This is a genomic window from Streptomyces sp. NPDC030798, assembly GCF_055572275.1.
The window spans coordinates 571,623-596,267 of sequence record NZ_JBVIDR010000002.1; the positions used below are offsets into that span (position 1 = coordinate 571,623).

Consider the following 24,645-nt stretch of genomic DNA (forward strand, 5'->3'; position numbering starts at 1 on the left):
ATGAGCGGCTATGCTGCGGCACACGGCGCGTACACATGTACGCGACACGCCGCTATGGGGCGGTAGCTCAGCCGGTTAGAGCAGCGGACTCATAATCCGTCGGCCGTGGGTTCGAGTCCCACCCGCCCCACCAGGCAGGTCTCTGACCTGCAAAAACGTCTCATCGGGGGCGCGGATTCAGAACTTTGGCCCGACGGACTGAATCCGCTGCTCGCGAGTTCAGCGGCGATGCCGTAATCCGCAGTTGGGTCCTTCGTTGACCTGCGGTTATGCCTCGTGCGGTTGCTCTCGCGGGCTGGAGCGGGCGGTCTGAACGGCGGGCGAGGGCGGTATTCGGGACGCTGATGGGACGCAGGGAATCGGAAGTGGCTGCGTCAGGCCCATCCTGTCAGCAGAAGGCGTCGGTGGCGGTGGACAGGGGTGCTCCATACCTGCGGAGCGCAGGGCCGTTCGCCGTGACTGGCTGTGGTGGGTAGACGGCCCGACCCGGCCGCCAGCTTCACGGCCGCTTTCCACAGCAACGCCGGCGGCAGCGTCCGCGTCTACGTCAGGGGAGCCGTCGACGTCGTGCTGGACCGCTGCACCCACATCCTGACCGAAGACGGCCCCGCCCTGCTCGACGCCGAACACCGCCATGGCGTCAACGACGCCGCACAGCGCATGGGCGGTCAGGGCCTGCGCGTCCTCGGCGCCGCCCTCGGCCACAGTCCGTTGCTGCCCGCCGACACGGCCCGCTGGCGGGCAGCAGGAGGTGTGACCGCGCCGTCGCCTTGTGGGGCGGGCGGCGTCGCGGAGTCTTCCGCCGGTTCGATCAGCAGCGTGCCGTGGATCGTGTCTGTGCCGCGAGCGAAGCCGAAGCAGCCCGGCCACTCGGGGTTGAGCCGCCCGGAGGTGCGGGTGTGGGCCGGCAGGCCCGGCGTGTGGAGCGCGGAATAGGGGCGGCGCGGAGGCGCCGAACCGTACGACCATGGTCAACGGCTCGGTGGTGGTTATCACGAGCGCGCTCCACCGCCCATCTTCCTCGCGCCGAGCCAGCCGTAGTGCTCGACGTGCTGGACGGCCTGCTGGGTCGTAGGCGAGAAGCAGCCGCCGCAGAGGCGTCGCCGCGTGCGTCGACGGCCGCCGTCCTGATGGCTGAGGAGTGCTTGTCCTGACCGACCCGGCCCCAGCACGTTCAGCCGGTGGCGTCGACGCTGGGCTGGGTCAGGGTCCGGAAGATCTCGTCGACCTCCTCCGGCGTGCTCTGCGGGCTCTGGGCGAGCCACCATGCGACGAGGGCCATATGGGCGGCGACGATGAAACGGGCGAGGGCTTCTGCGGGAACGCCCCTGCCGGTGTTCGCCGGCAGGTCGCCGCGGACGACATCGAGAAGAAGCTCCTCGATGTGCTTGAGCACGGGACGCAGACTGCTTTCGGTGAAGACTGCTCGTGCCAGATCCTGTTGCTCCTGGATGTGGCGCAGGAACGGCAGGCTGAAGCGCAGCGGCTCATGGTGTGCTCCCCTGCTCCCGTCCGTGGGGCGCCCGACCAGCGTCCGCAGATCGGCGAAGCCGTCCGTCAGCAAGTCGTCCTTGTTCACGTAGTGGTTGTAGAAGGTGGAGCGGCCTATGTCCGCGCGGTCGATGATGTCCTGGATCGTGACCGCTTCGTACCCCTTCTCGGCCATGAGGTCGAGCAAGGCGTTCCGCAACGCCTGCCGAGTACGGCGGACCCTGCGGTCCGGCACTGTGACCACTGTCACCTCGCCCTTCTGAACACCTCGGGCCGATCTTGTTCGGTTCCGGACGACCGGCCGCGGATTGCTTCTTGTCCAGCCTCTGCTCGTGGACATTCACTTCTTAGTGAACTGATGTCCAGAAACAGACTAACGTCCAGCAGGGCCGGTGCCACGTATGAGCATGAGGAAAAGCAAGACAGGCGATCCGACGATCGCCGCTCGGGGACTCGTCAAGACCTATCCGATGCCCTCAGGCGATGTCACCGCGCTCGGTGGCATCGACCTGGACGTCGCCGCGGGTGAGTTCGTCGCCGTGGTCGGCCGGTCCGGCAGCGGCAAGACGACGCTGCTGAACCTTCTGGCGGGGATCGATCGCCCCAGCGCCGGGGAGATCGTCATCGGCGGAACGGCTGTCCACGAGCTGAAGGGCTCACGAATGGCCGCCTGGCGCGGCACGGCGATCGGCCTGGTGTTCCAGTTCTTCCAGCTGCTGCCCACCCTGACGGTGGCCGAGAACGTGATGCTGCCGATGGATCTGTGCGACACCTTCCCCACGCGGCAGCGTCGCGCTCGGGCACTGGAGTTGCTGGGGCGGGTGGGCATCCGGGACCAGGCCGGCAAGCTGCCCTCCGCGCTCTCGGGCGGACAGCAGCAGCGCGCCGCGATCGCCCGGGCCCTGGCGAACGAGCCGCCGGTGCTGCTGGCCGACGAGCCGACGGGCAACCTCGACTCAGCTACCTCCGACGGCGTGCTGGACCTCTTCGCGGGGCTGGCGGCGGACGGCCGGACGGTGCTGATGGTCACCCACGAGCGCGACGTCTCCCGACACACCACCCGCCAGATCACTCTGGTCGACGGCCTGATCAGCAGCGACGTCGCGACCGGGGAAGCCCGAGAGGACGTGCTGTCATGACACTCCTGCGGCTGCGGAAACTCGCCCGCGACCTGTGGGCCACGCGCGCCAGGATCGTCATGATGACGATCGCCATCGCGGTCAGCGTGCTCACGGTGATCGCGTTCCTGTCGGCGCGAGCCGTCATCGGCCGGGAGATCACCCGAAACTACGCGGACACGCATCCGGCTTCGGCGACTCTGCATGTCCCCGGCGGTGTCGACGAGGCTGCCCTCGCCGCCGTACGAGCCCAGCCGGGCGTCCTGGACGCCGCCGCCCGCGCCACCGTGGAGGCGCGGATCAGGGTCGGCGACGGGCCCTGGCGCGTCCTGGTGCTCTTCGTCAGCTCCCCGGCCGATCCGCAGCGGATCAACAAGGTCGCAGTGGAGGAGGGGAGTTGGCCCCCACCCCGGCGCGCTGTGCTGCTGGAACGCACCGCGCTGGACTTCCTCGGTGTGCACACCGGTGAGCAGGTGGTCGTCCAGGCGGCCGGTGGGGTGCCTGCTGTCATGACCGTGGCAGGGGCCGTGCACGACGGTGGCGTCGCGCCGGCCGGACAGGAGCAGACCGCTTACGGCTACGCGCCCACTGCGGCCCTGCCCGCACTCGGCCTCCCCGGGACGCTCGACCAGGTGCGCATCGTCGTGGGTGACCACTCCACCGCCACCGCCGACCCCTCCGTCATCGACCGCACCGCCCAGCGCGTCGCCGCCGGGCTGAAAGCCCAGGGCCACCCCGTCAGCGGCATCGACATCCCGCCACCGGGACGCCACCCCCATCAGGGGCAGATGGTCATGGTCGGGTTCGTGATGCTGGCGTTCGGCCTGATGGCGCTGCTGCTGTCGTCCGTCCTGGTGGCCACCATGCTGGGCGGCATGCTGACCGCCCAGATCAGCCAGATCGGGGCCATGAAGGCGGTGGGCGCCCGCACCGGCCAGATCCTGAGGATGTACCTGACCCAGGCGGCCGCCATCGCGCTTACCGCCACCGCGCTCGCCTTCGCACCGGGCCTTGCCCTCGGGCGTGTCCTGGCCGGGCAGGCAGCGCGACGGCTCAACCTCGACATCGCCGACGCGTCCCCTCCCGGCTGGGTTTACGCGGTCGCCCTGGCGGCGGGGATCGGCGTGCCACTGCTGGTGGCCCTGGTGCCGTTGGTGCGGGGCAGCCGCATCACCGTACGCCAGGCCATCGACGACCACGGAGCCGATCTCGCTGGTCCCGGCGGCCGTCTCGAATGGGTCCTGACGCGTCTACGCGGCCTCGGCCGCATCCGGATGATGGCCCTGCGCAACACGTTCCGGCGCCGCGGGCGCCTGGCGCTCAGCGTCGGACTGCTCGCCGTCGCCGGTGCGATGTTCCTCACCGGCCTGAACACCGCGGGCGGCTGGAACTCCCTGGTCGGCCAGGGGATCAGGCAACGCAGGTACGACCTGGAGATCCGCTTCGACAGGTCCTACCCCGCCGACCGTCTCACCGCACTCGCCCGCTCCACCCCCGGCGTGCGGGACGCCGAGGGCTGGGGCCGGACCGCTACCACCGTGCACCACCCCGGACGCGTGGACGTCGCCCATGTCTATCCCGACGAGGGCCACGACAGCCTCACGGTCATGGCACCGTCCGCCGACACCCACATGATGCGCCTGCCGCTCATGGCCGGCCGCTGGCTGCGGCCCGACGACACCGGCGCCGTGGTGCTGAACAATCTGGTCCCCAGCCAGCAGGCCCCGGGCATCGGCGTCGGCGACAGCATCACTCTCACCGTCGCCGGACGTCCCGTCACCCGCCGGGTGGTGGGAGTCGTCTCCGACTTCGGCACCCTGGGCACGGCCTATCTCACCGACCGGGACTACGCGGCCGTCACCGGCAGGCCGGGGCAGGCGGAGATGCTGCGCATCGTCACCGGCCGCCACGACGCGGCGACCCGCCAGTCCGTCCTGGAACGGCTCGAGCGCACTCTGGCCCGGGCGGGGATGGGCGTCCAGCAGGCCACCACCCTGGACACGCTGCGGGTGGCCCTGGACGGACATGTCCTGGTCCTGGCCGACACCCTGATCGCCCTCGCGATCCTCATGGGCTTCGTCGGGCTGCTGGGCCTCGCCTCGGCCCTGAGCACCAGCGTCCTGGAACGTACCCGCGAGTTCGGCGTCCTGCGCACACTCGGCGCCACCGGCTCAGCGATCCGCACCGTCGTCCTCACCGAAGGCGTCTTGACAGCCGCACTCAGCCTGGTGTTCGCGACAGCCGCGACCCTGCCCCTGACCCGGGTGTTCGGGAACTTCATCGGCAACCAGGCCTTCCGGCAGGACCTGCCCTACGACTTCTCCCTGCCGGCGCTCGCCCTGTGGACCCTGTTCACCCTCGCCGGTGCCGCCGTGGCCGGCACCGCGGCAGCCCGACGCGCCTCCCGCGCAACCGTCCGCCAAGCCCTCAGCACTGTGTGAACCCCCAGCGAAGGAGCTGAACCGTGAGCCGTACCCGCGCAATCCTGCTGATTCTCGTCGGCCTCGCCCTCGTCATGGCGACCATCCACTTCGCCGTCAACGGCCTCCCCGCCCTGAACAGCCTCAACCCCCACGCCCGCTGACCCACTCACCCGCGACATCCCTGTGCACTACGGAGACCCATGCCCACCATCGTCCCGCCCTCTTCCCAGCCCGCCCCCGTTCAGGTGGGCGCCCGTACCATCGTTCCCCTGGTGGAAGCGGTCGGCCCGGCACTGCCTGCCCGCGCCACCTACCCGCAGCTGGACCCCGGAGAACTGCGAGACCTGCTCACCGCTCACGGAGACACCTACAGCGACCCGTCCCGCACCCATCTGCGCATGGCCTCCCAGGGATTCGCCATCCTCGGAGCAGGACGCGTCATCCTCGTCGACACCTGCCTCGGCGGAGCCAAGCCCGACCGGCCCCGCCCCAGGGCCGGGTTCACCTCCCGCTGGCTCTCCGCCCTGAGTGCGGCGGGGATCAGCCCGCAGCACGTGGACACAGTGATCAACACCCACCTGCACCACGACCACGTCGGCTGGAACACCACCTTCGCGGACGGGCGGTTGCGCCCCACGTTTCCCTTGGCCCGCTACCTGATCACCCGGGAAGAACTCGCCCACGCGTACGGCATCAGACCGCCCACCCACATCGTCGACAGCGTGCTGCCGCTCCGAGCCGAGCGACAGCTGGAAACGTGTGATCCAGACACCCGCATCGACCACGAGGTCAGGCTCGTCCCGGCACCCGGGCACACCCCTGGCCATGTCCTGGTCGAAATCATCAGTCAGGGACAACGCGCCGTACTTGCCGCCGATCTGATCCACCATCCCCTCCAGCTGCGCCGTCCTGACGTCTCCGCAGCGATGTGCACCGACCCCCACCAATCCGCCGCCACCCGTACGCGGATCCTCCAGCAGTACGCCGACACCGACACGCTGTTCCTTCCGAGCCACCTCCCGCGGGGCGGCTACCTGCACAGCGCCCGCAACGGGTGGAGACTTGCCGCGGCCTGAGAACTCCCTCGGGTGGGCCACGCGGTGCGGAACCGGGCGAGTTCGCCCCCGGATGAGGTCGAACTGCCTGGCGTGTCGGTCCAGCTGTGATGCGCACTGGGCAATCCGCTGCGCGAAGTTCCAACTCCTTTTCCGAGCGGTGTCGGGACGCAGTCGGGACGCAAGGACAGGAGCCGACGAGCACGGCGGCACAGACCGGCGAGGCTCTCCCGCTCGTCGGTCAGCAGGCCCAGATAGGAGGGCAGGTCCATGCCGGAGTCGATGAGGAAGGCCGCCGCCTGGGAGAGGGCGAGCGGAAAGCGCCCGAGCACCGCCGCGAGGGCGGCCAGGTCCTCCGGACGGTGCTCCGCAAGCCCGTGTGTCCCGGCGAAGTCCGGAACCAGCGACAGCCGGTCGGCCAGGTACCCGGTGGCCTCCTCGGCAGTGAACACGCCGACCGGGATCACCCGGACATCCGGGCGCAGCAGCGTGGCATCCCGCCGACGCGTCGTGACGACGGTCCGGCCGGCCTCGCCCACCGGCCACAGCCCGGCTACTTCTCCGAGGTCGTCCACGTCGTCGAGCACCACGAGCCAGGACGTCCCGGTCGACCGCAGCCATGCGAGGAACAGGTCGGACTGCGTCTCGTCGTCGCTGCCGGGATCGGCGGCGGGGTCTGCGCCGTCACCGGTGACGGCGGCCCGCGAGAGCGCGCGCCAGGCGCGGGCGTAACCGTCCACAATGGACTCACGGCGGTCGGCGGGTGCCCAGAGCAGAAGTTCGGTTCGCCGCTCGGCACGGTGGAACGCCGCCGCGGCCAGCTGCGACTTGCCGACGCCGCCCGCACCGGTGAGCAGAACCCGCCGTACGGAATCGTCCGCGAGGTACTCGTCCATGCGTCCGGCGACCTCGTCGCGTCGTCGCAGCGCGGCGGCGTCGCTCGGCGGACGGCCGATGACGATCGGCCCTCGCTTCCGGTCCGGCGGTACGGTGGTCCGCTCCGGTGATCCGGTGGCGGAGCGGCCGCTCCGGTGCTCACGTGCGGCGCGCCACAGGCCTTGCCAGCGCGCCACCGTGGTCCGGTCGGCCGCGGCGCCCCCGGCCGCCTGCTCGATGGCGCGCACCAAGGCCATCACGGCCTCGAACTGGCGGGGTACCGACCGACCACTGGTCCATTCGCCCAGTCGGCGCGCGTTGACGGCGACCCGGCGTCCGGACGGCAGCACCACCGCGCCGGCCCGCCGGGCCAGGGCCTCGTCCGACACGTCCGGCAGTCGGCGGCGCAGCCGGGTCAGCTCCGCCGCGAAGACGAGCCGTGGATCATCGGTTGCGTGCTCGCCCACCCACGGCGCTCCTCTCCGCTGACTCAACGCCAGGAGACCGCTCCCCAGGGCGGGTTGTGTCCCGACGCCTGCGAAGGTTCGCAAGCATCGTACGGGTCCGGCGCCGAGGCGTGCAGAGTCGAGACGTCGGGCCAGGCCCCGTGCACCCTCCGACAGGCTCGGCCGAGCAACGACCCGCCGCGGACCGCCGTCACCCGACGACCAGGCAGCTTCGGCTCCGCCGGCTCCCGACCCCCTGTCCTGCCGTGGGACTGTTCCGTCAGGACATCGTCCACTGCTGGCTGGTGGCGCCCGTGCCGGTCAGCTGGACGACGGCGGCGCCGGCGGTGGTGGAGGAGGAGCTCACGCCGATGTTCAGCCCGCTCTTCACATTGACGAGCATGAACTTGGTGCCGGTGAGGCTGCCGACGAGGTCGGCGGCGAACTGCTGGTTCGTCCCGCCGTTGCAGGTCCACTGCTGGAGCTGGACGTTCTCCGCGGTGGACTGGTCCGGGACGTCCAGGCACAGCCCGCTCTTCACGCTGACGAGCGTGTAGACGTTGTCCGCCACCCGCTTCAGCGTCCACTTCTGGTTGTCGCCGCCGTTGGACTGCCACTGGATGATCCTGGCGCCGTCGGCCGTGGAGCCGCTCGCCACGTCCATCACCATCGAGCTGCCCCCGTTCGTCAGCGTGTGCACCGCGTTCGTCGGCACGCCCGAGTCGGCAGTCCAGGTGCCGGCCGCGGGGTCGAGCGACCAGGTCGGGTACTGACCGAGGTTGACCACGGTGCCGCGGATGGTCAACGGCAGCCAGATGAGCTGGGAGTTGCCGAGGTCGCTGGTGTTCCACCGGTCACCGGCGTAGAGGTAGGCGGTGCCGGAGCTGCCCTGCACGGTGATGATGTTCGCCGTCTGGCTGTTGTACGTGTGGGTGCCCGGCGCCGCGAAGTTGCGCATCGGCGCCCACGGCCCGCTCAGCGACGTGGCGGTGGTGTAGACGTTGTCGTTGGTGCTCCAGCCCGTCAGGTGCGAGGCGAGCAGGTAGTAGACGCCGTTGATCTTCACCATGGCGGGCGCCTCGTAGCTGGCCGAGCCGCTGCTGCCCAGCAGGGCCACGCTGCTCTCCACGGAGAGGTAGTCGGCGGAGAGCCTGTAGATCTGCAGGCCGTGGTTGCGGTCCTCGCTCAGCAGGTAACCGGTGCCGTCGGTGTCCTGGAACAGGCCGATGTCACGGCTCAGATTGCCCATCGGGCGGAAGCTGCCCCGGTAGCTGTACGGCCCGCAGGGGGTGCTGCTGGTCGCCACGCCGACCCTCGCGTCGCCGTAGTTGGTGCTGTCGATGTGCATGTACATCACGTACGTGCCGGTCGACGCGTTGTGGATGACCTTCGGCCGCTCCACGACCCGGCTCGGCCCCAGGTCGCCGCTCGCCTGCTTGGCCAGGGCCACTCCCCGGTACGTCCAGGAGGAGAGGTCGGTGGAGGTGTAGCAGGGGATGTCCTGGAACGACGTGTCGGACGAGGTCTCCCCGGTCTTGTCCTCGCCGAAGCCGTACCAGGTGCTGCCGACCTTGACGATGCCCAGGCCGTGCAACTGCAGCGTGTTGCCGTTCTGGTCGGTCCTCGTGGCGCCCAGGGTGAACGAGACGCCGGCGGCATGGGCGGACGCGGCGGGCAGCAGCGCCGCCGCCAGGCCCGCGAGCACGGTGAGGAACGCGGCGACGGCGGCCCGCAGGCGGCCGCCCGGTGATCGGCGGTGGGGTGTGCGATGCGACATGCTCTGCCTCTCCTTCGAGGTCCTGACATGACGTGGTGGGCGTCGCCGCGAGGAGGAGAGCGCGGAACAACGGGCAAAGGCGGCGAACGTGCAGAAGGTTCTGTGTAGTTCCGGGGAAATCAGAGCTTCGGGCCTGTTGGACTGTCAATAGTTACGATTGATTTTGTTTGTTGGTGACGAAACACAGGGATTTCCGAACAGCGGGTGCGTGGAGGCGGTACCTCGGGGGGCGGTGAGGGGCGGACCGGCCGCCATACTGTGCGCATGGAACGGATAGGGGGGTACCTCGTCGAGCGGAAGCTCGGTGAGGGCGGGATGGGGACCGTGTTCCTCGCCCGGACGCGGGGCGGCCGCGCGGTCGCGCTGAAGGTGGCCAAGCCGGAGCTGGCGGCGGACCCGGTCTTCCGGGAGCGGTTCCGCAGCGAGGTCGAGGCGGCCCGCACGGTCGGCGGCTTCCACACCGCGTCCGTGGTCGACGCCGACGTCGACGGCGACACGCTGTGGCTGGCGACCGCCTACATCCCCGGGCCGACCCTCGCGGCCCGGCTCGCCGCCGACGGCCCGATGGACGAGGCGCAACTGCGGGCCCTGGCCGCCGCCCTCGCCGAGGCGCTGGAGTCCATCCACGCGCGCGGCCTGGTGCACCGCGACCTCAAGCCCGGCAACATCATCATGGCCGAGGACGGGCCCCGGGTCCTCGACTTCGGCATCGCCCGGGCCGTCGAGTCCACCCGTCTCACCGCCACCGGCACCGCCTTCGGCACGCCCGGCTTCCTCGCCCCCGAACAGGCCCTCGGGCACGATGTCAGCGGCGCCGCCGACGTGTTCGCCCTCGGTGCCGTCCTGGTCGCCGCGGCCGGCGGCAGCGCCTGGGGCGAGGGCACGCCCATGGGGCTGATGTACCGCTCCGTGCACGAACCGCCGGACCTGGCCGCCGTACCCGCCGGGCTGGTGGACCTGGTCTCGGCCTGCCTGGCGAAGGATCCCGCGGCCCGGCCGACGCCCACCCAGCTCCTGGACCGGATCACGGGAGAGCCCGAGTCGCCCCGGCCGGCGTATCCCGCGACGGTCGCCGTGTCCCCGGCGCCCTCCCCGTACACCCCACCGACACCTCGGCCCTTCCCGGCGGGGCCCGCTGCGCCCCAGCACCTCGCGGCGGGGCCCTCTACGCCCCAGCCCTTTCCGGCGGCGCCCTCTACGCCCCAGCCCTTCCCGGCAGGGCCCTCTACGCCCCAGCACCTCGCGGCCGGGCAGCAGATGCCGCCGCCTCCCGCGACCCCGCCGCAGGGCCCCTACGGGTTCGGCCCGCCCATCCCCCTGGGGCCGCCCGAGGTGGTGCTCGCCGACCGGGAGGCACGCGTCGTCGTCAACGCGACCGGGGTGATCCTCGAACTCCACGGTGCCGCCGCCGACTTCGAGTGGGCGGAGATCGCCGGCGTGGTGCGGACACCGCGCGGCAACCGGCTGACGGTGACGGTCCGGCTGTGGGACGGCAGCCTCTACGACTGTGAGTTGAACGCCCGCCGCCCGGCCCGGCTGGCCGAGTGGATCGCCCATCTCGACCCCGTGCTGGGCCGCTTTCTGACCGGCCGGTAACGGGTCGGGACAGTCCGGCCGGGTCCGTCAAGCCGTTTCGCCAACAGCTGCTGCCACGTCACGACTTGTCCCGTACTTGGCTTGGACATGCCTTGTCCGGGGCACGGACCTCCTACGGGGATTGCCGCCACCGGGCGGTGCCGGCAGGAGGAGGTCGTCATGGACCGTCGGATTCGGGTACGGATCAGCCGTCGGCCACCTGCCCCACGCGACCAGGAGATCGACCGCCGGACACCGTCGGGACGCATCCTGCCGTACTGACCAGCCGTCGAGCCCGGGGATGCGCGCGGCGCGCATCCCTCACCCCGGGGCGGCCGGTGCGTGCCGGGTCACCGCCGCTCGCAGGGCCGTGCGCAGTTGCTCGGGTGGGGCGGGGGCGCCGGGGGCCGTGGTCGCGGTGACCGCGGCCGCCACCTGGCGCAGCTTGGTGTTGGACCGTTGGGAGGCCTCCCGCAGGATCTCCCAGGCCTGGTCCGGCGTGCAGCCGTGCGCGGCCATCAGGATGCCGCGCGCCTGGTCGATCACGGGACGGGAGTCGATGGCGTGCCGGAGCTGCTCGATCTCCACCCGGAGCACGTGGAGTTGCTCGGCCCGCTCCAGGGCCACCACGGAGGCGGTGCGGGCGGGGGAGTCGTCGAGCAGTGCGTTGCGCAGCGGATCGGTGGTGTCCAGGCCCGCGAGTTCCAGGATCCGGCGCGGCTGCCCCTGCCAGCCCGTGACGGACACCGGCACACCGTGCAGCAGGCCGTAGCGGCTGAGCACGTCCAGGAACTCCAGCCCCGCCGTGTCCATGAACGACACGCCGCTCACGTCGAGGCGGATCCGCCCGACGCCCTGCGGGAGGGCGGCCAGGGCCGCGGTCAGTGTGTCGGCGCAGCCGTGCACCAGCTCGCCGCGCGCGTCGAGGAAGGCGTGGCCGTCCTCCGTCCGGCCGCCGACGACCAGCGCGTCCAGCCGCCCGCCGGGCGGCGTCGGTGCCGTCCAGGTCATGTCTCCCCCCTGCCTCGGTCCTGCCGGCTCGCCCCTCGCCTGCCCCGGGCCCACCTCCCTACACCCCATGCGGAACACGGAAGGCGCATACTGGGCACCTGTGTTCATGTGCAGCAGGGAGACGGCGTGAGCGTGCCGGAGCCGACGCGGCCCCCGAAGGCCGCTGCCGCATGGGTGCCCGCGGTGCCGCGGCTCGAGGTGTCCCCGCTCACCGGGCGGACCGGAGTCCGGGCGGCGGGCGAGGTGAGCCTGCCCACGCGCGACATCTGGCGGCGCGTGCTGGAGCAGGCGGTTCGCGAGGGCGAGGACGTGTATTACTTGGAGCTTTCCGCACTGACCTTCGTCGACGTCGCGGGCGCGGGCGCACTCGCGGACGCCGCCCGGCGGTTCGGCGACCACCGCCGGCTCGTGCTGGACCGGCCGCCGCCCACTCTGCCGCGCGTCCTGGACCTGCTGTGGCCGGGGCTCCCCGCGATCGAGGTGGCGGCGTCATGACCGCGAGCGCCGAACCCTTCGTGCACCCCGCCCTCTTCTACGCCGACCAGGAGCAGTACCTGGCGGGCACCGTGCCCTTCGTCCGCGCCGCCCTCGCCGCCGGCGACCCGGTCGCGGTCGCCGTCCCCGGCGAGAACCTCCGGCTCATCGAGGACGCGCTGGGCGCCGACGCCGCCGCCGTACGCCTGCTGGACATGCGGGAAGCGGGACGCAACCCCGGCCGCATCATCCCCGGCGTGCTGCGCGCCTTCGCCGACGCCCAGCCGCCCGGCCGGCGCGCCCACATCATCGGCGAGCCGGTCTGGGCGGGCCGCACCCCGGTGGAGTACCCGGCCTGCGCCCAGCACGAGGCGCTGATCAACGCGGCGTTCCAGGGCCGCGAGGTGACCATCCTCTGCCCCTACGACACCTCGCGCCTGGACGCCCGCTCCCTCGCCGATGCCCACGCCACCCACCCGGTCGTCATCCCGGCCGGCACCACCGCGCACCGGCCGAGCGAGGCGTACGCCCCAGAGGACGTCGTCGCCCGCTACAACGAGCCGCTGCCGCCCGCGCCCGAGTCCGGCCCCGGGGTCCTCACCGCCACCTTCGACGACGACTCGCTCTCCGCCGTCCGGCATCTCGTCACCGGGCACGGCGCCCGGCTCGGCCTCGCCGGGCTGCGCCTGGAGGACCTCACCCTGATCACCGCCGAGCTGACCACCAACAGCGTGGTGCACGGCGGCGGCACGGGCGCGGTCACGGTGTGGGCCGAGGGCGGGTACGTGCTGTGCGAGGTCCGTGACAAGGGCCGGCTGACCGACCCGCTGGCGGGCCGCCGCCCCGCCTCCCGCGACCAGCGCGGCGGCCGCGGCCTGCTCCTGGTCAACCTCGTCTCCGACCTGGTGCGGGTGCACACCGGGGAGGCCGGGACGACGATCCGCAGCTACGTGGCCCGCTGACGGACGCCGGCCCGGCGGCCGTGCTCAGGCGGCCAGCGGGTTCAGGACCAGCGGCTCGATCCGGCCCTCCAGCATGTCCCCGAGGCCCTGGACGGCGCACACGTCGGGGCGTTCCGCGATGTGCACCGGGATGCCGGTCGCCTGGCGCAGCATCTGGTCGAGACCCGGCAGCAGCGCGGAGCCGCCGACCATCATGATGCCGCGGTCGACGAGGTCGGCCACCAGGTCGGGCGGGCACTCCCGCAGCACCTTGCCGATGCCGTCCAGGACGGCCGTGAGCGGGGTCTGGATGGCGTCGCGCACGGCGGCGGTGTCGACGCGCACGCTGCGGCTGAGCCCGGTGGCCACGTCCCGCCCGTGGATCTCGGTGGAGGCCGGTCCGTGCGGGGACAGTCCGCTCTCGGACAGGGCCACGTGCAGCGGCCGTACCGACTGGCTGGGCAGCATCAGCGCGTGCTCGCGCCGCAGGTGCTGCACGATCGCCCGGTCCACGGCCTCCCCGCCCACCGGGATCCGCTCGGCGGTGACGATGGACCCGAGCGAGAGCACCGCTACCTGCGTGGCCGCCGCCCCGCACACCATGATCATGGTGGCCTCCGGCCGCTCCACCGGCAGCCCGCAGCCCACGGCGGCCGCGATCAGCGTGTCGACCAGCTCCACCCGGCGCGCCCCCAGCCCGACCAGCGTCTCGATGGTCGCCCGCTGGGCCAGCGGATCGGCGTCGTGCGGGGTGCAGGCCGCCGCCCGCAGCCGGGGCTTGCGGCGCAGCGTGCGGCGCATCCGGTCGCCGAGCAGATGCCGCAGCATGCGCTGCGCCATCTCGATGTCGACGACCGTACCCCCCGAGACCGGCCGCACCACCCGGATGTAGCTCGGCGTCCGCCCCGTCATCTGCTCGGCGAACTCGCCGACGGCTATCAGCGAGCCGGTCCGGATGTTCACGGCGGCGACGGACGGCTGGTCGACGACGAGTCCGACGCCCTTCACATACACCCGGGTACGGGCCGCACCCAGATCGACGGCGAAATGGCAGCGGCGCAGCTGGTCGAGACTGACGGTCACGGCGGGTCCTCCCGAGTGCGCAGGCCTGGCACGGCCGCCCGATCCGACGGCCCACACCCGATCCTGCGGCCCCGCCCCCGCACGCGCCTTCCAGGGGCCCCCGCCCGGGGGACTCCCCGGCGTGTCTCAGGCCCCGGTGCTGGACTCCGGCCCCTGATCCGTACCTGCCGACGCCCAGCCGAGCCGGACCGTCAGCTGTCCCTCGGCCGCGCCCTTGGCGATGACCGCGCCGGCTTCCGCGCTCAGCTTCACCCCGAACTCCAGTTCCACGGAGTCGGGCCGCAGTGAGCCGTCCCGGAAGACCCGCAGCGCCGACTGGGCCGCCGCACGCACCCCGTCCAGGGCACCCTCGAAGGTCGCGAAGGTACGGGCGGTCTGCGCCGACGGACCCTCACCCCGCGAGACGAGCTGGTTCCCGGCCGGACCGTCGGCGGTCTCCACGACCACCACCGCGCCGTCCTCGGTCGTGAACTCCACCAGCCTGCTCATGACGCCGTCCGCCCCCAATTCCTTGATCCACAACCGACCCCATTGTGGGGCAGTGGGCCCCGCGGTGTCTGCCTCAACCCGCCCGGCCCGCCGCACCGCCCGACTCCGCGGACCCGACGATGCCCCGGACCACCCCCAGCTCCACCAGGTCCTGCGGTCTCAGGCGCAGTTGGCCGGCGGTCGGCTCGGTCTCGGTCGGTGGTCGCTTGAGGATGGCCGCGGCCAGTTCGGGGGCGATCACCGAGAAGTAGCTGTCCGGCGTCACCCAGGTGTTGCCGGGTGCGGCCAGGGCGAGGGCGCCGCCGGAGCCGCCCTCGCCGATGACGAGCGTGGTGACCGGGACGCGGGCGGAGGCCACGGCGCCGAACACCTCGGCGATGGCGGCCCCGGCGCCCTGCCGCTCCGCCTCGGCGTCATTGGCGGCGCCCGGCGTGTCCACCAGCGTCAGCACCGGTATCCCGAGGCGGTCCGCGAGCCGGATCAGCCGCGCCGCGGTGCGGTAGCCCGCGGGCCGGGTCGCGGCACCGGTCTGCGCCGCGAACGCCACCGTACGGCCGTCCCGCTCGCCGAAGCCGCACAGGACGCCGTCGGGATCCGTGCCGCCGCAGCGGTCGCCGTAGATCGAGACCCGACGGCTGAAGTACGCGTCCACGTACGCCAGCGCGCGGGGGCGTTCGGGGGAGCGGGCGCGCATCACGGCCTCCCAGCCGGTGCCGGGAGGCGCGGCGCTGCCGAGGGCGGGTGGCACAGGGGCCTGTGCGGCCGGGCGGGTGAGCAGACCCAGCCACAGCCCCAGCGTCTCCCGCAGCTCCTCCGGCGCCACCACGGCATCCACCGAGCCCGCCGCCACCTGGGCCTCGGCTGTGTAGGCGGCCGGATCCGCGTCCGGGGGCCGGACCCGGGACCCCGCGAAGCCCACCTGGGCGCCGGGCAGCGCCAGGATCACATCGGCTCCCGCGCCCAGGGTGGCCCAGCCGCCCCCGGTCGTCGGATCCCGCAGGACGGCCACCTGGGCCAGGCCCGCCTCGCGGGTGAGCGCCGACTGGCGGGCCACCCGCTGGAGTTGCGTCAGCGCGACCATTCCCTCCTGCATGCGGCTGCCACCCGTGGCGATCAACGGCACGACCGGGAGCCGGTGTTCGCGCGCGTACGTGTACGCCGACTCCAGCCGGTCGCCGGTGCGCTCGCCCACGGAGCCGCCGAGAAAGCCGAACTCGAAGGCGATCAGCACGGCCGCGGTGCCGCCGACCCGGGCGGTGCCGCAGACGACGGACTCCTCCTCGCCGGTGCGCTCGGCGGCACGGGCGCGCGAGGCGTCGTAACCGTCCCAGCCGAGCGGACCATCGGGGGTGGACTCCCGCAGGTGGCCGGGGACTTCGGCCCAGGTGCCGTCGTCCGCCAGCCGGGCGAGCATCTGCCGTGCCGACAGCCGCTCAGGCATCCGTGGCCGCCAGAGCCCGCTTCATGATCTTCCCCATGTCGTTGCGGGGCAGGGCGTCCAGGTGGCGGACGACACGTGGCCGCTTGTGCGGGGCGAGCCGCCGGGCCACGTGGTCGGCCAGTTCCTCGGCCCCGGGCGGCGCCTGCGGATCCGCCGGGACGATCCACGCCACGATCCGCTCACCCAGGTCCGGGTCCGGCTCCCCGGTGACGGCGGCCTCGCGCACCCCGGGGTGCTCCAGCAGCGCGTTCTCGATCTCACCGGCGCCGATCTTGTAACCGCCGCTCTTGATCAGGTCGGTGGCCCTGCGCCCGACGATCCGGACGTACCCGTCGGGCTCCCGCACCGCCATGTCGCCGGTGCGGAACCAGCCGTCGGCGGTGAACGCGGCGGCCGTGGCGTCGGGCCGGTTCAGGTACGCGGTGAACAGGTTCGGGCCACGCACCTGGATCTCGCCGACGCGCTCCCCGTCGTACGCGGTGATCTCCGTGCCGTCCTCCTCCACCAGCCGCAGCTCCACGCCCGGCAGCGGCACCCCGACGGTCCCGGCCCGGGCCTCGCCGTCGGCGCGCACGCTTGTGTTCATGAGCGTCTCGGTCATGCCGTACCGCTCGATCACCCGCCGCCCGGTGGCCGCCGCGATCCGCTCGTGGTCGTGCACCGGCAGCGCGGCCGACCCGGACACCAGCAGCCGTGCCCGGCCCAGCGCCTTCGCCAGCTCCGGGTCGTCCGGCAGGGCCTCGGCGATGCGGTGGTACATCGTCGGCACCCCGAACAGCATGGTCGCGCCGGAGTTCAGCTCCCGCGCCACGCCCTCGGTGCCGAACCTTCCCAGGTGCCGCACCGAGCCGCCGCGCCGCAGCGGACCCAGGATGCCCAGCACGAGCCCGTGCACATGGAACAGGGGCAGCCCGTGCACCAGCACGTCGTCCCCGGTCCACTGCCAGGCGTCGGCCAGCGCGTCCAGGGTCGCGGCGAGGGCCCGGCGCGGGATGACGGCACCCTTGGGCGGGCCGGTGGTGCCGGAGGTGTAGACGATCAGCGCGGGGTCGCCGTCGGCTGCCCTCTCCTCGGGTACGGCCCCCGGGGCGGCACAGGCGTCGACGTCGATGCGCTCCAAGTGACCGAGGGCTGACGGGAGTTCCGCCCCGGGCGCGGCGAGTACGGCACCCGGCGCGCTGTCGGAGACGATGTGCGCCAGCTCCTTCTCGCCCGACTTCGGGTTCAGCGGCACCGCGGCCACCCCGGCGAGCAGCACGCCCGTCACCGCGACGGCCGTCTCCAGCTCCGGCGTGGCCCACACGGCGACCCGGCCGGCACCGCCGACCCGCGCGGCGACGGCACCGGCCGCGCCCGCGAGCTCGCCGTACGTCAACGACCGTTCGCCGAACCGCAGGGCGACCTTCACCGCCGTCTCGCTGCGCTCGCGCGGGCCGTTCACCAGGGCGGGGAAGAGGGAGGACACGCGGCGCACTCCTTGGGCTCGGGGACGTCAGCACCCTTCCTACACCAGGAGCCGCGTCCCGACGACCGCGCTCAGGCCGGGCGCGAGCCGCAGTTCGGTGGCGCGCAGGGCGGGATGCTCCAGCCAGTGCAGCCGGGCGAGGTCGGGGACTCCGTCGTGCAGCGGCGGCCAGGTCGTCGCCGGCGTGAAGTCGTCCACGACGACCGTCCCGCCGGGCACCAGCAGCTTCTCCACGTCGGCGGGCACGTCCCCGGGCACCTTGCCCTGCCCGCCGCCGTCGAGCACGAGCAGGTCGAAGGGGCCGTACTCCTCGATCCGCCGCCAGTCCCCGGTGAGCACGGTGACCTCCGGGCGCCCGGCGAAGACCTCGGCGGCGCGCCGGGCCCGCTCGGGATCACGCTCCACGCTGTACAGCTCGACCCCCGCCCCGGCCCCCGAGGCCAGCCAGGCCAGCCCGACCCCGAGCCCGGTCCCGGTCTCCCCGATCCGCAGCCGGGCCCCACCCGCCAACACGCGCAGCAGACGCCCCTGTTCGGGCCGGCAGGAGTGGGGGAAGCCGTCCGCACGGGCCCTGGCCAGGGCGTCCCGCACGAGCCCCGGCAGTTCCCCCAGCTCCTCGTAAGCACCGGTGCCGTCCATCGCCATGTGCCCACTCTGACCGATCGGTCACGGCTGCGTGGGCGAAACCACGTCGGCCACGACACAGCTCACATTGTCGGGACCGCCCGCGGAGTTGGCCTCGCCCACCAGCACCCGCACACCGCCCTCGGGGTCCGGCGCGGCGGCGAGCAGCTCCGCGATCCGCTCGTCCGGCACCACCCTGGTCAGCCCGTCCGAGCACAGCAGATACCGGTCGCCGGCCCGGGCCTCCTGCAGCCGCAGGTCCGGCACCGGGGCCGCGTCCCCGGTCAGGGCCTTCATCAGCAGCGTGGCCTGCGGATGCGACTCCGCCTCCTCCGGCGCGAGCCGCCCCTCGTCGATCAGGGACTGCACGACGCTGTGGTCGTGGGTGATCCGGAACAGCTCCCCGTCGCGCAGCAGATACGCCCGCGAGTCGCCGATGTGGACGAGCGCCAGCTTGGACCCCGTCCACAGCAGGGCGGTCAGCGTGGTGCCGATGTCCTTGCCGTTGCCCGCCGCCAGGTCCCGGATCGCCTCGCCGGCGCCGCGCACGGCGTCCTCCAGGAGGTTCAGCACGCTGCCCGCGCCAAGTTCCTCCTGCTCGTCCAGGAACTTCAGCGCCTCGACGGCGGCGCTGCTCGCCGGGGCGCCCGCCGGGCCGAACCCGTCGGCGACGGCGAGCAGCCTGCGGCCCGCGTACACGGCGTCCTGGTTGGCGGGGCGGACCTGCCCACGGTCGGTGTGGGCGGCATAACGCAGTTCCAGCATGGTGGTGTGGTCCCTTCTCGACTCTCCGGTCAGCTGGTCGACGAGGAACGCGGCCAGATCCCGCCGTACGGCCGTCTCGGCCTCGACGCGCGCCCAGTACGCCCGGATCTCCCGGGCGGAGCCCGCCGCATCCAGGGCGCACACCGCGCGGATCTCGGCCAGCGGCATGCCCAGCCGGCGCAGCCAGGCCACGAGCCGGGCCTGCCGGAGCTGCTCGACGGCGTAGTACCGGTAGCCGGAGCCCGGGTCGACCCTCGCGGGCCGCAGCAGCTTCAGCTCGTCGTACAGCCGCAGTGCCTTCGGGGACAGCCGGCTCGCCCTGGCGAAGGCGCCGATCGTCAGCAGTTCCATGCGTACCTCAGCTCCACGCCGACCTCGCGTTCCTCGTCGCTTCCGCCACCGATGCTGGGGCTTCCCCGAAGGTGAAGGTCAAACGGGCTGTCCCGGTTCCTTCGGCGCTTGTTAGCCTCACAGCCGGCCGATCCGCCGCGACCGAACCGCCGTACGACAGGAACCCGCCGTGCCCCGTATCGCCCTCGCCACCTACGACCCCGGAGCCGCGCCGAGCAAGGACAGGGACCTGCCGGTGCTGGTGCGCGCGCTGACCGGGGCCGGTGCCGAGGCGGAGGCCCGGCACTGGGACGACCCGGAGGCGGACTGGGGCGGCTACGACCTCGTCGTCATCCGCTCGACCTGGGACTACAGCTGGCGCGCGGCGGAGTTCGGGGCGTGGGTCGAGCGGGTCTCCGCGCTGACCCGCCTCGTCAACCCGGCCGCCGTGGTGCGCTGGAACAGCGACAAGCGCTACCTGGGCGAGCTGGCCGAGGCCGGTGTGCCCACCGTCCCCACCCGCTACCTCGCCCCCGGCGACCCGGCCGGCCTCCCCACGGACCACGAGTACGTGATCAAGCCGACCTCCGGCGCGGGCGCCCGGTTCGCCGCCCGCTACACGCCCGCCGACCACGACACGGCCGTACGGCACCTCGCGCGCATGCACGCGGAGGGCTTCACCGCGATGGTGCAGCCGTACGTCGCGGGCATCGACGTCAGCGGCGAGCGCGCCCTGCAGTTCTTCGGCGGCCGCCTGCTGCACGCCAGCCGCAAGGGCGCCGTCCTGGCCCACGGCACTCCCTACGACGCCGACAAGGTCGCCCACCCCGACCTGGAGCCCTGGCAGCCCACGGACGCCGAACTCGCCGTGGCGGAAAAGGCGTTGGCGGCCATACCCGGCGCCCCCGGCCTGCTGTACGCGCGCGTGGACCTGGTCGACGGGGCGGAGGGCGAACCCCGCCTGATGGAGCTGGAACTGGTCGAACCCAACCTGTTCCTGTTCCTCCACCCCGACTCCGTGCCCCGCGTGACGGAGGCGATCCTGGCGGCGGCCGGGGACGTCACCGGCTGACCGTCTCCCGGCACGCCCGCGCGTACGCCCGGACCAGCGGCCGGCGTCCGTCCGCACGGCGCCAGGCCAGCGCGTACCGGCTGGGGCCGATGCCGCTGACCGGGCGGGTGACGACCCCGCCCAGGCTGATCAGCGGAGCGTTGCCCGCCGCGACCAGACAGACCCCGAGACCCGCGACCAGTGCCTCGTACGTCTCCTCCGCGCCGGCGACCTCCGCGCCGATCCGGGGCGGCCGGCCGGCCCGGGCGTCCAGGGCCAGCCAGTGGTCGCGCAGCACGCCCGCGCTCCCGGGCAGCGCCAGGAACGGCTCGTCCAGCAGCTCCGCGAAGCCGATCTCGGCGCGGGCGGCCAGCGGGTGCGCCTCGGGCAGGGCGACCAGCCGCGGCTCCTCGGCGACCACGGTCCAGGCGTAGCGCTCCTCGTCGGGCAGCGGCAGCCACACGAAGGCGACGTCCGTCCCGCCGTCCGCCAGGCCCGCCGTCGGATCGTCCCAGCTCATCTGGCGCAGCCGGACCGTGACGTCGGGGTGCGCGGCGGTGAAGCGGGAGCGGACGGCCGGCAGCAGCCCGCCCCGGCCCGGACTGGTGCTCATGCCCACCACGAGCGTGCTGCGCTGGGCCGCCTTGGCCGCCTCCACCGCCGCCGCGCCCGCCTCCCAGGCCGCCAGTACCGTCCGGGCATGCGGCAGCAGCGCCTCGCCGGCCGCCGTCAGCGCCACCCGGTGCCGGTCGCGCCGGAACAGTTCGGCCCCCAACTGCCGCTCCAGCGCCCGGATCTGCTTGCTCAGCGCGGGCTGGGACACGTACAGCCTCTCGGCCGCCCGCGTGAAGTGCAGTTCCTCGGCGACCGCGACGAAGTAGCGCAGGTCGCGGGCGTGGACGTCGATGGTCATAGCCGTTGGTTATCACCGCGGGTCTTGGACGGGCAACGGGACGCGGCGGCAGGCTGGTGGCCGTCAAGGAGCGGTCACGGAGAACGGGACGCACGAGAGGCACGGGGAGTCGCGATGAACAAGGTATGGCTGGTGACCGGGGCGAGCAGCGGCTTCGGGCGGGCGGTCACCGAGGCGGCCGTCGCCGCCGGTGACGTGGTGGTCGGCGCGGCCCGGCGCCCCGAGGCGCTGGACGACCTGGTGTCCGCCCACCCCGACCAGGTGGAGGCGCTGCGCCTGGACGTGACCGACAGGGTCGCCGTCCAGGAGGCCGTTCGGGATGTCGTGGCCCGGCACGGCCGGATCGACGTGCTGGTCAACAACGCCGGCCGCACCCATGTCGGCGCCGTCGAGGAGACCACCGACGAGGAGCTGCGGGACCTGTTCGACCTGCATGTCTTCGGGCCGACGGCGCTCGTGCGGGCCGTGCTGCCGCACATGCGGGAGCGGCGCTCCGGCGCGATCGTGCAGATGAGCAGCATGGGCGGGCAGATGTCCTTCGCCGGCTTCGGGGCGTACAGCGCGACGAAGTTCGCGCTGGAGGGCATCTCCGAAGCGCTCGCGGACGAGGTGGCGGAGTTCGGCATCAAGGTGCTGATCGTGGAGCCGGGCGCCTTCCGGACCTCGCTGTTCGGCGCCGGCCGGGCCGGCGCCAGCGCCGACAGCGGGGTGTACGCCAAGGTGGGCGAGACCCGCGGTGCCGTCTCCGGCGGCGACGGCACCCAGCCCGGTGACCCGGCCAGGGCGGCGGCCGTGATCCTCGCCGCGCTGGACGCCGAGCACACCCCGCTGCGGCTGCCGCTCGGCGACGACGGCGTGAGCGCGGTGCTGGCCCACCTCGACCAGGTGCGGGAGGACGTCACCGCGTGGGAGAAGCGGGCGCGGGCGACCGGCTTCGGCGACCAGGACGTCCGCTAGGCGACGATCGCCGTCCGCTGCAGCAGCCCCCAGGTGAACTCGGCCGCCACCTGGTGGCGCACGCCCTCGCGGTCGGGGGCCGTGAAGGCGAGGCCCCAGCGGGTCGGGGCCGTGCCCTCCAGGGGGCGGGCCGGGGCGAAGGCGCGGGCGGCCTCGTCGACCGTGCAGGACCACGGGGCGAGGTCGTCGAGGGTGCGCAGAGCGGGGGAGGGGGCGCCCGGGGCGCGGACGAGCCACTCGTTCCACACCGCGCCGTCGGGCGAGACCAGCACCTCGAAGCGCAGGTCCGGCCAGAGGGGCAGGGCCCAGCGGCGGGCCTCGCAGTCGACGTCACCGAGGCGCCGGGCCACGACCGACTCGGGCTCGCCCAGCACCGAGCGGTACCGGGCGGCCGCCGACCGGGACCGGGGCGAGCGGACCATGGCCTGCCAGCGCTTGTTCGCCTCCCGCATGTCCGCGAGGGACGCGCCCAGCTCGCGCCGGGCGTCCTCGACCAGGTCCGGATTGTGGTCGGCCATACGGCGCAGCAGCACCAGCTGGAAGTCGAGTCGCATGTCATCCATGGTGCCGGGCCCTGCGCGACCATTGCCCCGGGGAACAGTCCATGGCTAGCCTGTGTTCGTCATGCCGATCGTCTGTTGATATCTCGAACGCAGGCGCTGAAACCCAAGGGAGGGGGCCGGACGTGGGACGCCTCGTGCCTGCCGTGACCCGAGCTCTCGACATTCTTGAGCTGTTCCTGGACGGGGACGGGACACTCTCCGCCCCCGACATCGTGCGCAAACTCCAGCTGCCGCGCACCACCGTGCACGAGCTGGTGACCACGCTCGCGGCACGCGCCTACATCGTGCCCGTACCGGGCCAGCCCGGACGGTACCGCCTGGGAGTACGCCCGTACCAGCTCGGCAGCCGGTACGCCGAGCAGCTCGACCTCGCGGCCGAGGGCCAGCAGGTGGCCCGCTCGGTCGCCGAGACCTGCGACGAGACGGTCCACGTCGCCATCCTCGAGGGCACCGACGTCATCTACATCGCCAAGGTCGACTCCACGCACGCCGTGCGCATGGTCTCCGCCGCGGGCCGCCGGCTGCCGGCCCACTGCACCTCGGTCGGCAAGATGCTGCTGGCCTCGCTGCCGGAGCAGGAACTGGCGGCTCGCATCCCGGACAGCGCCGTGCTGGCCGGGATGACGCCCAACAGCATCACCGACCCCGCCGCGCTGCGCCAGGCCCTGGCGGAGATCCGGCAGCGGGGCATCGCGGTGGAGAACCGCGAGTCCAACCCGGACGTGTCCTGCGTGGCCGCCCCGGTGCGCGACCGGGCCGGGCAGGTGGTGGCCGCGCTGTCCATCTCCGTGCCGATGATCCGCTGGAGCGACGAGCGGCGGGCCGAGCTGGAGCAGCTGGTCGTCAAGGGCGCGGCGGAGCTGTCGGAGCGGCTGGGCCACCGGAGCGGGGTGTGAGTGCCGGGGCCGGGTTCGAGGTGGCCGTGGCCGCCGGGGCGACGCTCGGCGAGGGGCCGACCTGGGACCCGGCGGCAGGCCGGCTGATCTGGCTGGACATCCTGGGCATGCGGATCCACACGTACGACCCCTCCTCGGGGCGTCGCACGATCCGTACGACCGAGCAGCACGTCGGCGCGGTCAAGCCCCGGGCGGGCGGCGGGCTGGTGCTGAACCTGCGGGACGGGGTCGGGCTGCTGGACCCCGACGACACCTTCCGCTGGCTGCACCACGAGCCGGTCGCCGGGCGCCGCGCCAACGACGCGGCCGTCGCGCCCGACGGCTCGCTGTGGGCGGGCACGATGCGGTACGACGAGACGGCGGGGGGCGGCACGCTGGCCCGGCTGACGGGGGACGGCGAGGTCCGCACGGTCCTGCCCGACGTCACGGTCAGCAACGGCACCGGCTGGAGCCCGGACGGGCGCCTGATGTACTACATCGACACCCCGACCCGCCGCATCGACGTCTTCGACTGCGCCGACGACGACGCGGGGGCCGTCCGCAACCGGCGTCCGCTGGCGGAGATCGAGGAGGGCGCGGGCTTCCCCGACGGGCTCACCGTCGATGCCGAGGGATGCGTGTGGGTGGCGCTGTGGGACGGCGGAGCGGTGCGGCGCTACACGCCGGCCGGTGAGCTGGACCGCGTCATCACGCTGCCCGCCCCCCGTACGACAGCCTGCGCCTTCGGCGGCCCCGACCTGACCGACCTCTACATCACCACGGCCCGCACGGGCCTCTCCTCCCCCCACCCGCTCTCGGGCTCACTCCTGGTGGTCCCGGGTGCGGGCAAGGGGCTGGCGCAACCGGCCTTCACAGGCTGACCGGCACCCCCGCCGGCCGAG

At 73.0% G+C, this 24,645-nt stretch carries 23 protein-coding genes and 1 tRNA gene; 12 read left to right on the forward strand and 12 right to left on the reverse strand.

Annotation, left to right across the window (positions count from 1 at the left end; translation table 11 throughout):
• Positions 1-56 precede the first annotated feature (56 nt).
• Together ACZ404_RS07030 and ACZ404_RS07035 are read left to right on the forward strand one after the other, a co-directional pair.
• Positions 57-133, forward strand: a tRNA-Ile gene (locus tag ACZ404_RS07030).
• Positions 134-468: 335 nt separating this feature from the next.
• Positions 469-936 carry a hypothetical protein gene (locus ACZ404_RS07035; RefSeq protein ID WP_468436693.1) on the forward strand — a complete coding sequence of 156 codons (468 nt, stop codon included), beginning with the start codon at positions 469-471 and terminating at the stop codon, positions 934-936.
• A gap of 238 nt (positions 937-1,174) precedes the next feature.
• On the opposite strand, the gene ACZ404_RS07040 is transcribed toward ACZ404_RS07035, so the two are convergent.
• Positions 1,175-1,831: a TetR/AcrR family transcriptional regulator gene (locus tag ACZ404_RS07040; RefSeq protein ID WP_468436695.1), complete on the reverse strand. Its 657-nt coding sequence runs from the start codon at positions 1,829-1,831 to the stop codon at positions 1,175-1,177.
• A gap of 130 nt (positions 1,832-1,961) precedes the next feature.
• On the opposite strand from ACZ404_RS07040, the gene ACZ404_RS07045 reads away from it, so the two are divergent.
• From ACZ404_RS07045 to ACZ404_RS07055, 3 genes are all read left to right on the forward strand, one after another.
• Complete coding sequence (locus ACZ404_RS07045) at positions 1,962-2,630, forward strand: ABC transporter ATP-binding protein (protein WP_468436697.1); 669 nt, start codon at positions 1,962-1,964, stop codon at positions 2,628-2,630.
• The gene (locus ACZ404_RS07050; protein ID WP_468436699.1) at positions 2,627-5,050 is read left to right on the forward strand and encodes an FtsX-like permease family protein; all 2,424 of its coding nucleotides are present in this window, start codon (positions 2,627-2,629) and stop codon (positions 5,048-5,050) included. The genes ACZ404_RS07045 and ACZ404_RS07050 overlap by 4 nt, the downstream gene beginning before the upstream one ends.
• A 182-nt stretch (positions 5,051-5,232) precedes the next feature.
• Positions 5,233-6,108: an MBL fold metallo-hydrolase gene (locus tag ACZ404_RS07055; protein WP_468436701.1), complete on the forward strand. Its 876-nt coding sequence runs from the start codon at positions 5,233-5,235 to the stop codon at positions 6,106-6,108.
• Here ACZ404_RS07055 and ACZ404_RS07060 read toward each other — a convergent pair.
• On the reverse strand, positions 6,063-7,430 hold the full coding sequence (locus ACZ404_RS07060; RefSeq protein WP_468436703.1) for a hypothetical protein: 1,368 nt from the start codon (positions 7,428-7,430) through the stop codon (positions 6,063-6,065). The two genes, ACZ404_RS07055 and ACZ404_RS07060, sit on opposite strands and share 46 nt — an antisense overlap.
• A gap of 259 nt (positions 7,431-7,689) precedes the next feature.
• Positions 7,690-9,186, reverse strand: a complete 1,497-nt coding sequence (locus ACZ404_RS07065; RefSeq protein ID WP_468436705.1) for an RICIN domain-containing protein — start codon at positions 9,184-9,186, stop codon at positions 7,690-7,692.
• Positions 9,187-9,450: 264 nt separating this feature from the next.
• On the opposite strand from ACZ404_RS07065, the gene ACZ404_RS07070 reads away from it, so the two are divergent.
• Positions 9,451-10,782 carry a serine/threonine protein kinase gene (locus tag ACZ404_RS07070; RefSeq protein WP_468436707.1) on the forward strand — a complete coding sequence of 444 codons (1,332 nt, stop codon included), beginning with the start codon at positions 9,451-9,453 and terminating at the stop codon, positions 10,780-10,782.
• 300 nt (positions 10,783-11,082) lie between these two features.
• On the opposite strand, the gene ACZ404_RS07075 is transcribed toward ACZ404_RS07070, so the two are convergent.
• On the reverse strand, positions 11,083-11,772 hold the full coding sequence (locus ACZ404_RS07075; protein WP_468436709.1) for an ANTAR domain-containing protein: 690 nt from the start codon (positions 11,770-11,772) through the stop codon (positions 11,083-11,085).
• Between the two features lie 132 nt (positions 11,773-11,904).
• Here ACZ404_RS07075 and ACZ404_RS07080 point away from each other — a divergent pair, with 132 nt between their 5' ends.
• Positions 11,905-12,267, forward strand: coding sequence for an STAS domain-containing protein (locus ACZ404_RS07080; protein ID WP_468437182.1), 363 nt, complete (start codon positions 11,905-11,907; stop codon positions 12,265-12,267).
• The gene (locus ACZ404_RS07085; RefSeq protein ID WP_468436711.1) at positions 12,264-13,208 is read left to right on the forward strand and encodes an anti-sigma factor RsbA family regulatory protein; all 945 of its coding nucleotides are present in this window, start codon (positions 12,264-12,266) and stop codon (positions 13,206-13,208) included. Before ACZ404_RS07080 ends, ACZ404_RS07085 begins: the two co-directional genes overlap by 4 nt.
• 24 nt (positions 13,209-13,232) lie before the next feature.
• Here the strand turns inward: ACZ404_RS07085 and ACZ404_RS07090 are convergent, their stop codons facing one another.
• From ACZ404_RS07090 to ACZ404_RS07115, 6 genes are all read right to left on the reverse strand, one after another.
• Positions 13,233-14,270 carry a rod shape-determining protein gene (locus ACZ404_RS07090; RefSeq protein ID WP_468436713.1) on the reverse strand — a complete coding sequence of 346 codons (1,038 nt, stop codon included), beginning with the start codon at positions 14,268-14,270 and terminating at the stop codon, positions 13,233-13,235.
• Between the two features lie 126 nt (positions 14,271-14,396).
• Positions 14,397-14,759 carry a CU044_2847 family protein gene (locus ACZ404_RS07095; RefSeq protein ID WP_468436715.1) on the reverse strand — a complete coding sequence of 121 codons (363 nt, stop codon included), beginning with the start codon at positions 14,757-14,759 and terminating at the stop codon, positions 14,397-14,399.
• 73 nt (positions 14,760-14,832) lie between these two features.
• Positions 14,833-16,200, reverse strand: coding sequence for a carboxyl transferase domain-containing protein (locus ACZ404_RS07100; protein ID WP_468436717.1), 1,368 nt, complete (start codon positions 16,198-16,200; stop codon positions 14,833-14,835).
• Entirely contained in the window at positions 16,193-17,665 is a 1,473-nt protein-coding gene (locus tag ACZ404_RS07105) for an acyl-CoA synthetase (RefSeq protein WP_468436719.1), read from the reverse strand. Before ACZ404_RS07105 ends, ACZ404_RS07100 begins: the two co-directional genes overlap by 8 nt.
• A 39-nt stretch (positions 17,666-17,704) precedes the next feature.
• Positions 17,705-18,310: an O-methyltransferase gene (locus tag ACZ404_RS07110; protein ID WP_468436721.1), complete on the reverse strand. Its 606-nt coding sequence runs from the start codon at positions 18,308-18,310 to the stop codon at positions 17,705-17,707.
• A 21-nt stretch (positions 18,311-18,331) separates the two neighbouring features.
• Entirely contained in the window at positions 18,332-19,405 is a 1,074-nt protein-coding gene (locus ACZ404_RS07115; protein ID WP_468436723.1) for a MerR family transcriptional regulator, read from the reverse strand.
• 169 nt (positions 19,406-19,574) lie between these two features.
• Here ACZ404_RS07115 and ACZ404_RS07120 point away from each other — a divergent pair, with 169 nt between their 5' ends.
• The gene (locus ACZ404_RS07120; RefSeq protein ID WP_468436724.1) at positions 19,575-20,456 is read left to right on the forward strand and encodes an ATP-grasp domain-containing protein; all 882 of its coding nucleotides are present in this window, start codon (positions 19,575-19,577) and stop codon (positions 20,454-20,456) included.
• Here the strand turns inward: ACZ404_RS07120 and ACZ404_RS07125 are convergent.
• Entirely contained in the window at positions 20,446-21,348 is a 903-nt protein-coding gene (locus ACZ404_RS07125) for a LysR family transcriptional regulator (protein WP_468436725.1), read from the reverse strand. The genes ACZ404_RS07120 and ACZ404_RS07125 overlap by 11 nt on opposite strands.
• Positions 21,349-21,462: 114 nt before the next feature.
• Here ACZ404_RS07125 and ACZ404_RS07130 point away from each other — a divergent pair, with 114 nt between their 5' ends.
• Complete coding sequence (locus ACZ404_RS07130) at positions 21,463-22,305, forward strand: oxidoreductase (protein WP_468436726.1); 843 nt, start codon at positions 21,463-21,465, stop codon at positions 22,303-22,305.
• On the opposite strand, the gene ACZ404_RS07135 is transcribed toward ACZ404_RS07130, so the two are convergent.
• A complete protein-coding gene (locus tag ACZ404_RS07135; protein WP_468436727.1) occupies positions 22,302-22,859 on the reverse strand; it encodes a hypothetical protein in 558 nt (185 codons plus the stop codon). The genes ACZ404_RS07130 and ACZ404_RS07135 overlap by 4 nt on opposite strands.
• A gap of 131 nt (positions 22,860-22,990) precedes the next feature.
• Here ACZ404_RS07135 and ACZ404_RS07140 point away from each other — a divergent pair, with 131 nt between their 5' ends.
• Both ACZ404_RS07140 and ACZ404_RS07145 read left to right on the forward strand, forming a co-directional pair.
• Complete coding sequence (locus ACZ404_RS07140; protein WP_468436729.1) at positions 22,991-23,764, forward strand: IclR family transcriptional regulator; 774 nt, start codon at positions 22,991-22,993, stop codon at positions 23,762-23,764.
• Positions 23,761-24,624 carry an SMP-30/gluconolactonase/LRE family protein gene (locus ACZ404_RS07145; RefSeq protein WP_468436731.1) on the forward strand — a complete coding sequence of 288 codons (864 nt, stop codon included), beginning with the start codon at positions 23,761-23,763 and terminating at the stop codon, positions 24,622-24,624. Before ACZ404_RS07140 ends, ACZ404_RS07145 begins: the two co-directional genes overlap by 4 nt.
• The last annotated feature ends 21 nt before the right edge of the window (positions 24,625-24,645 follow it).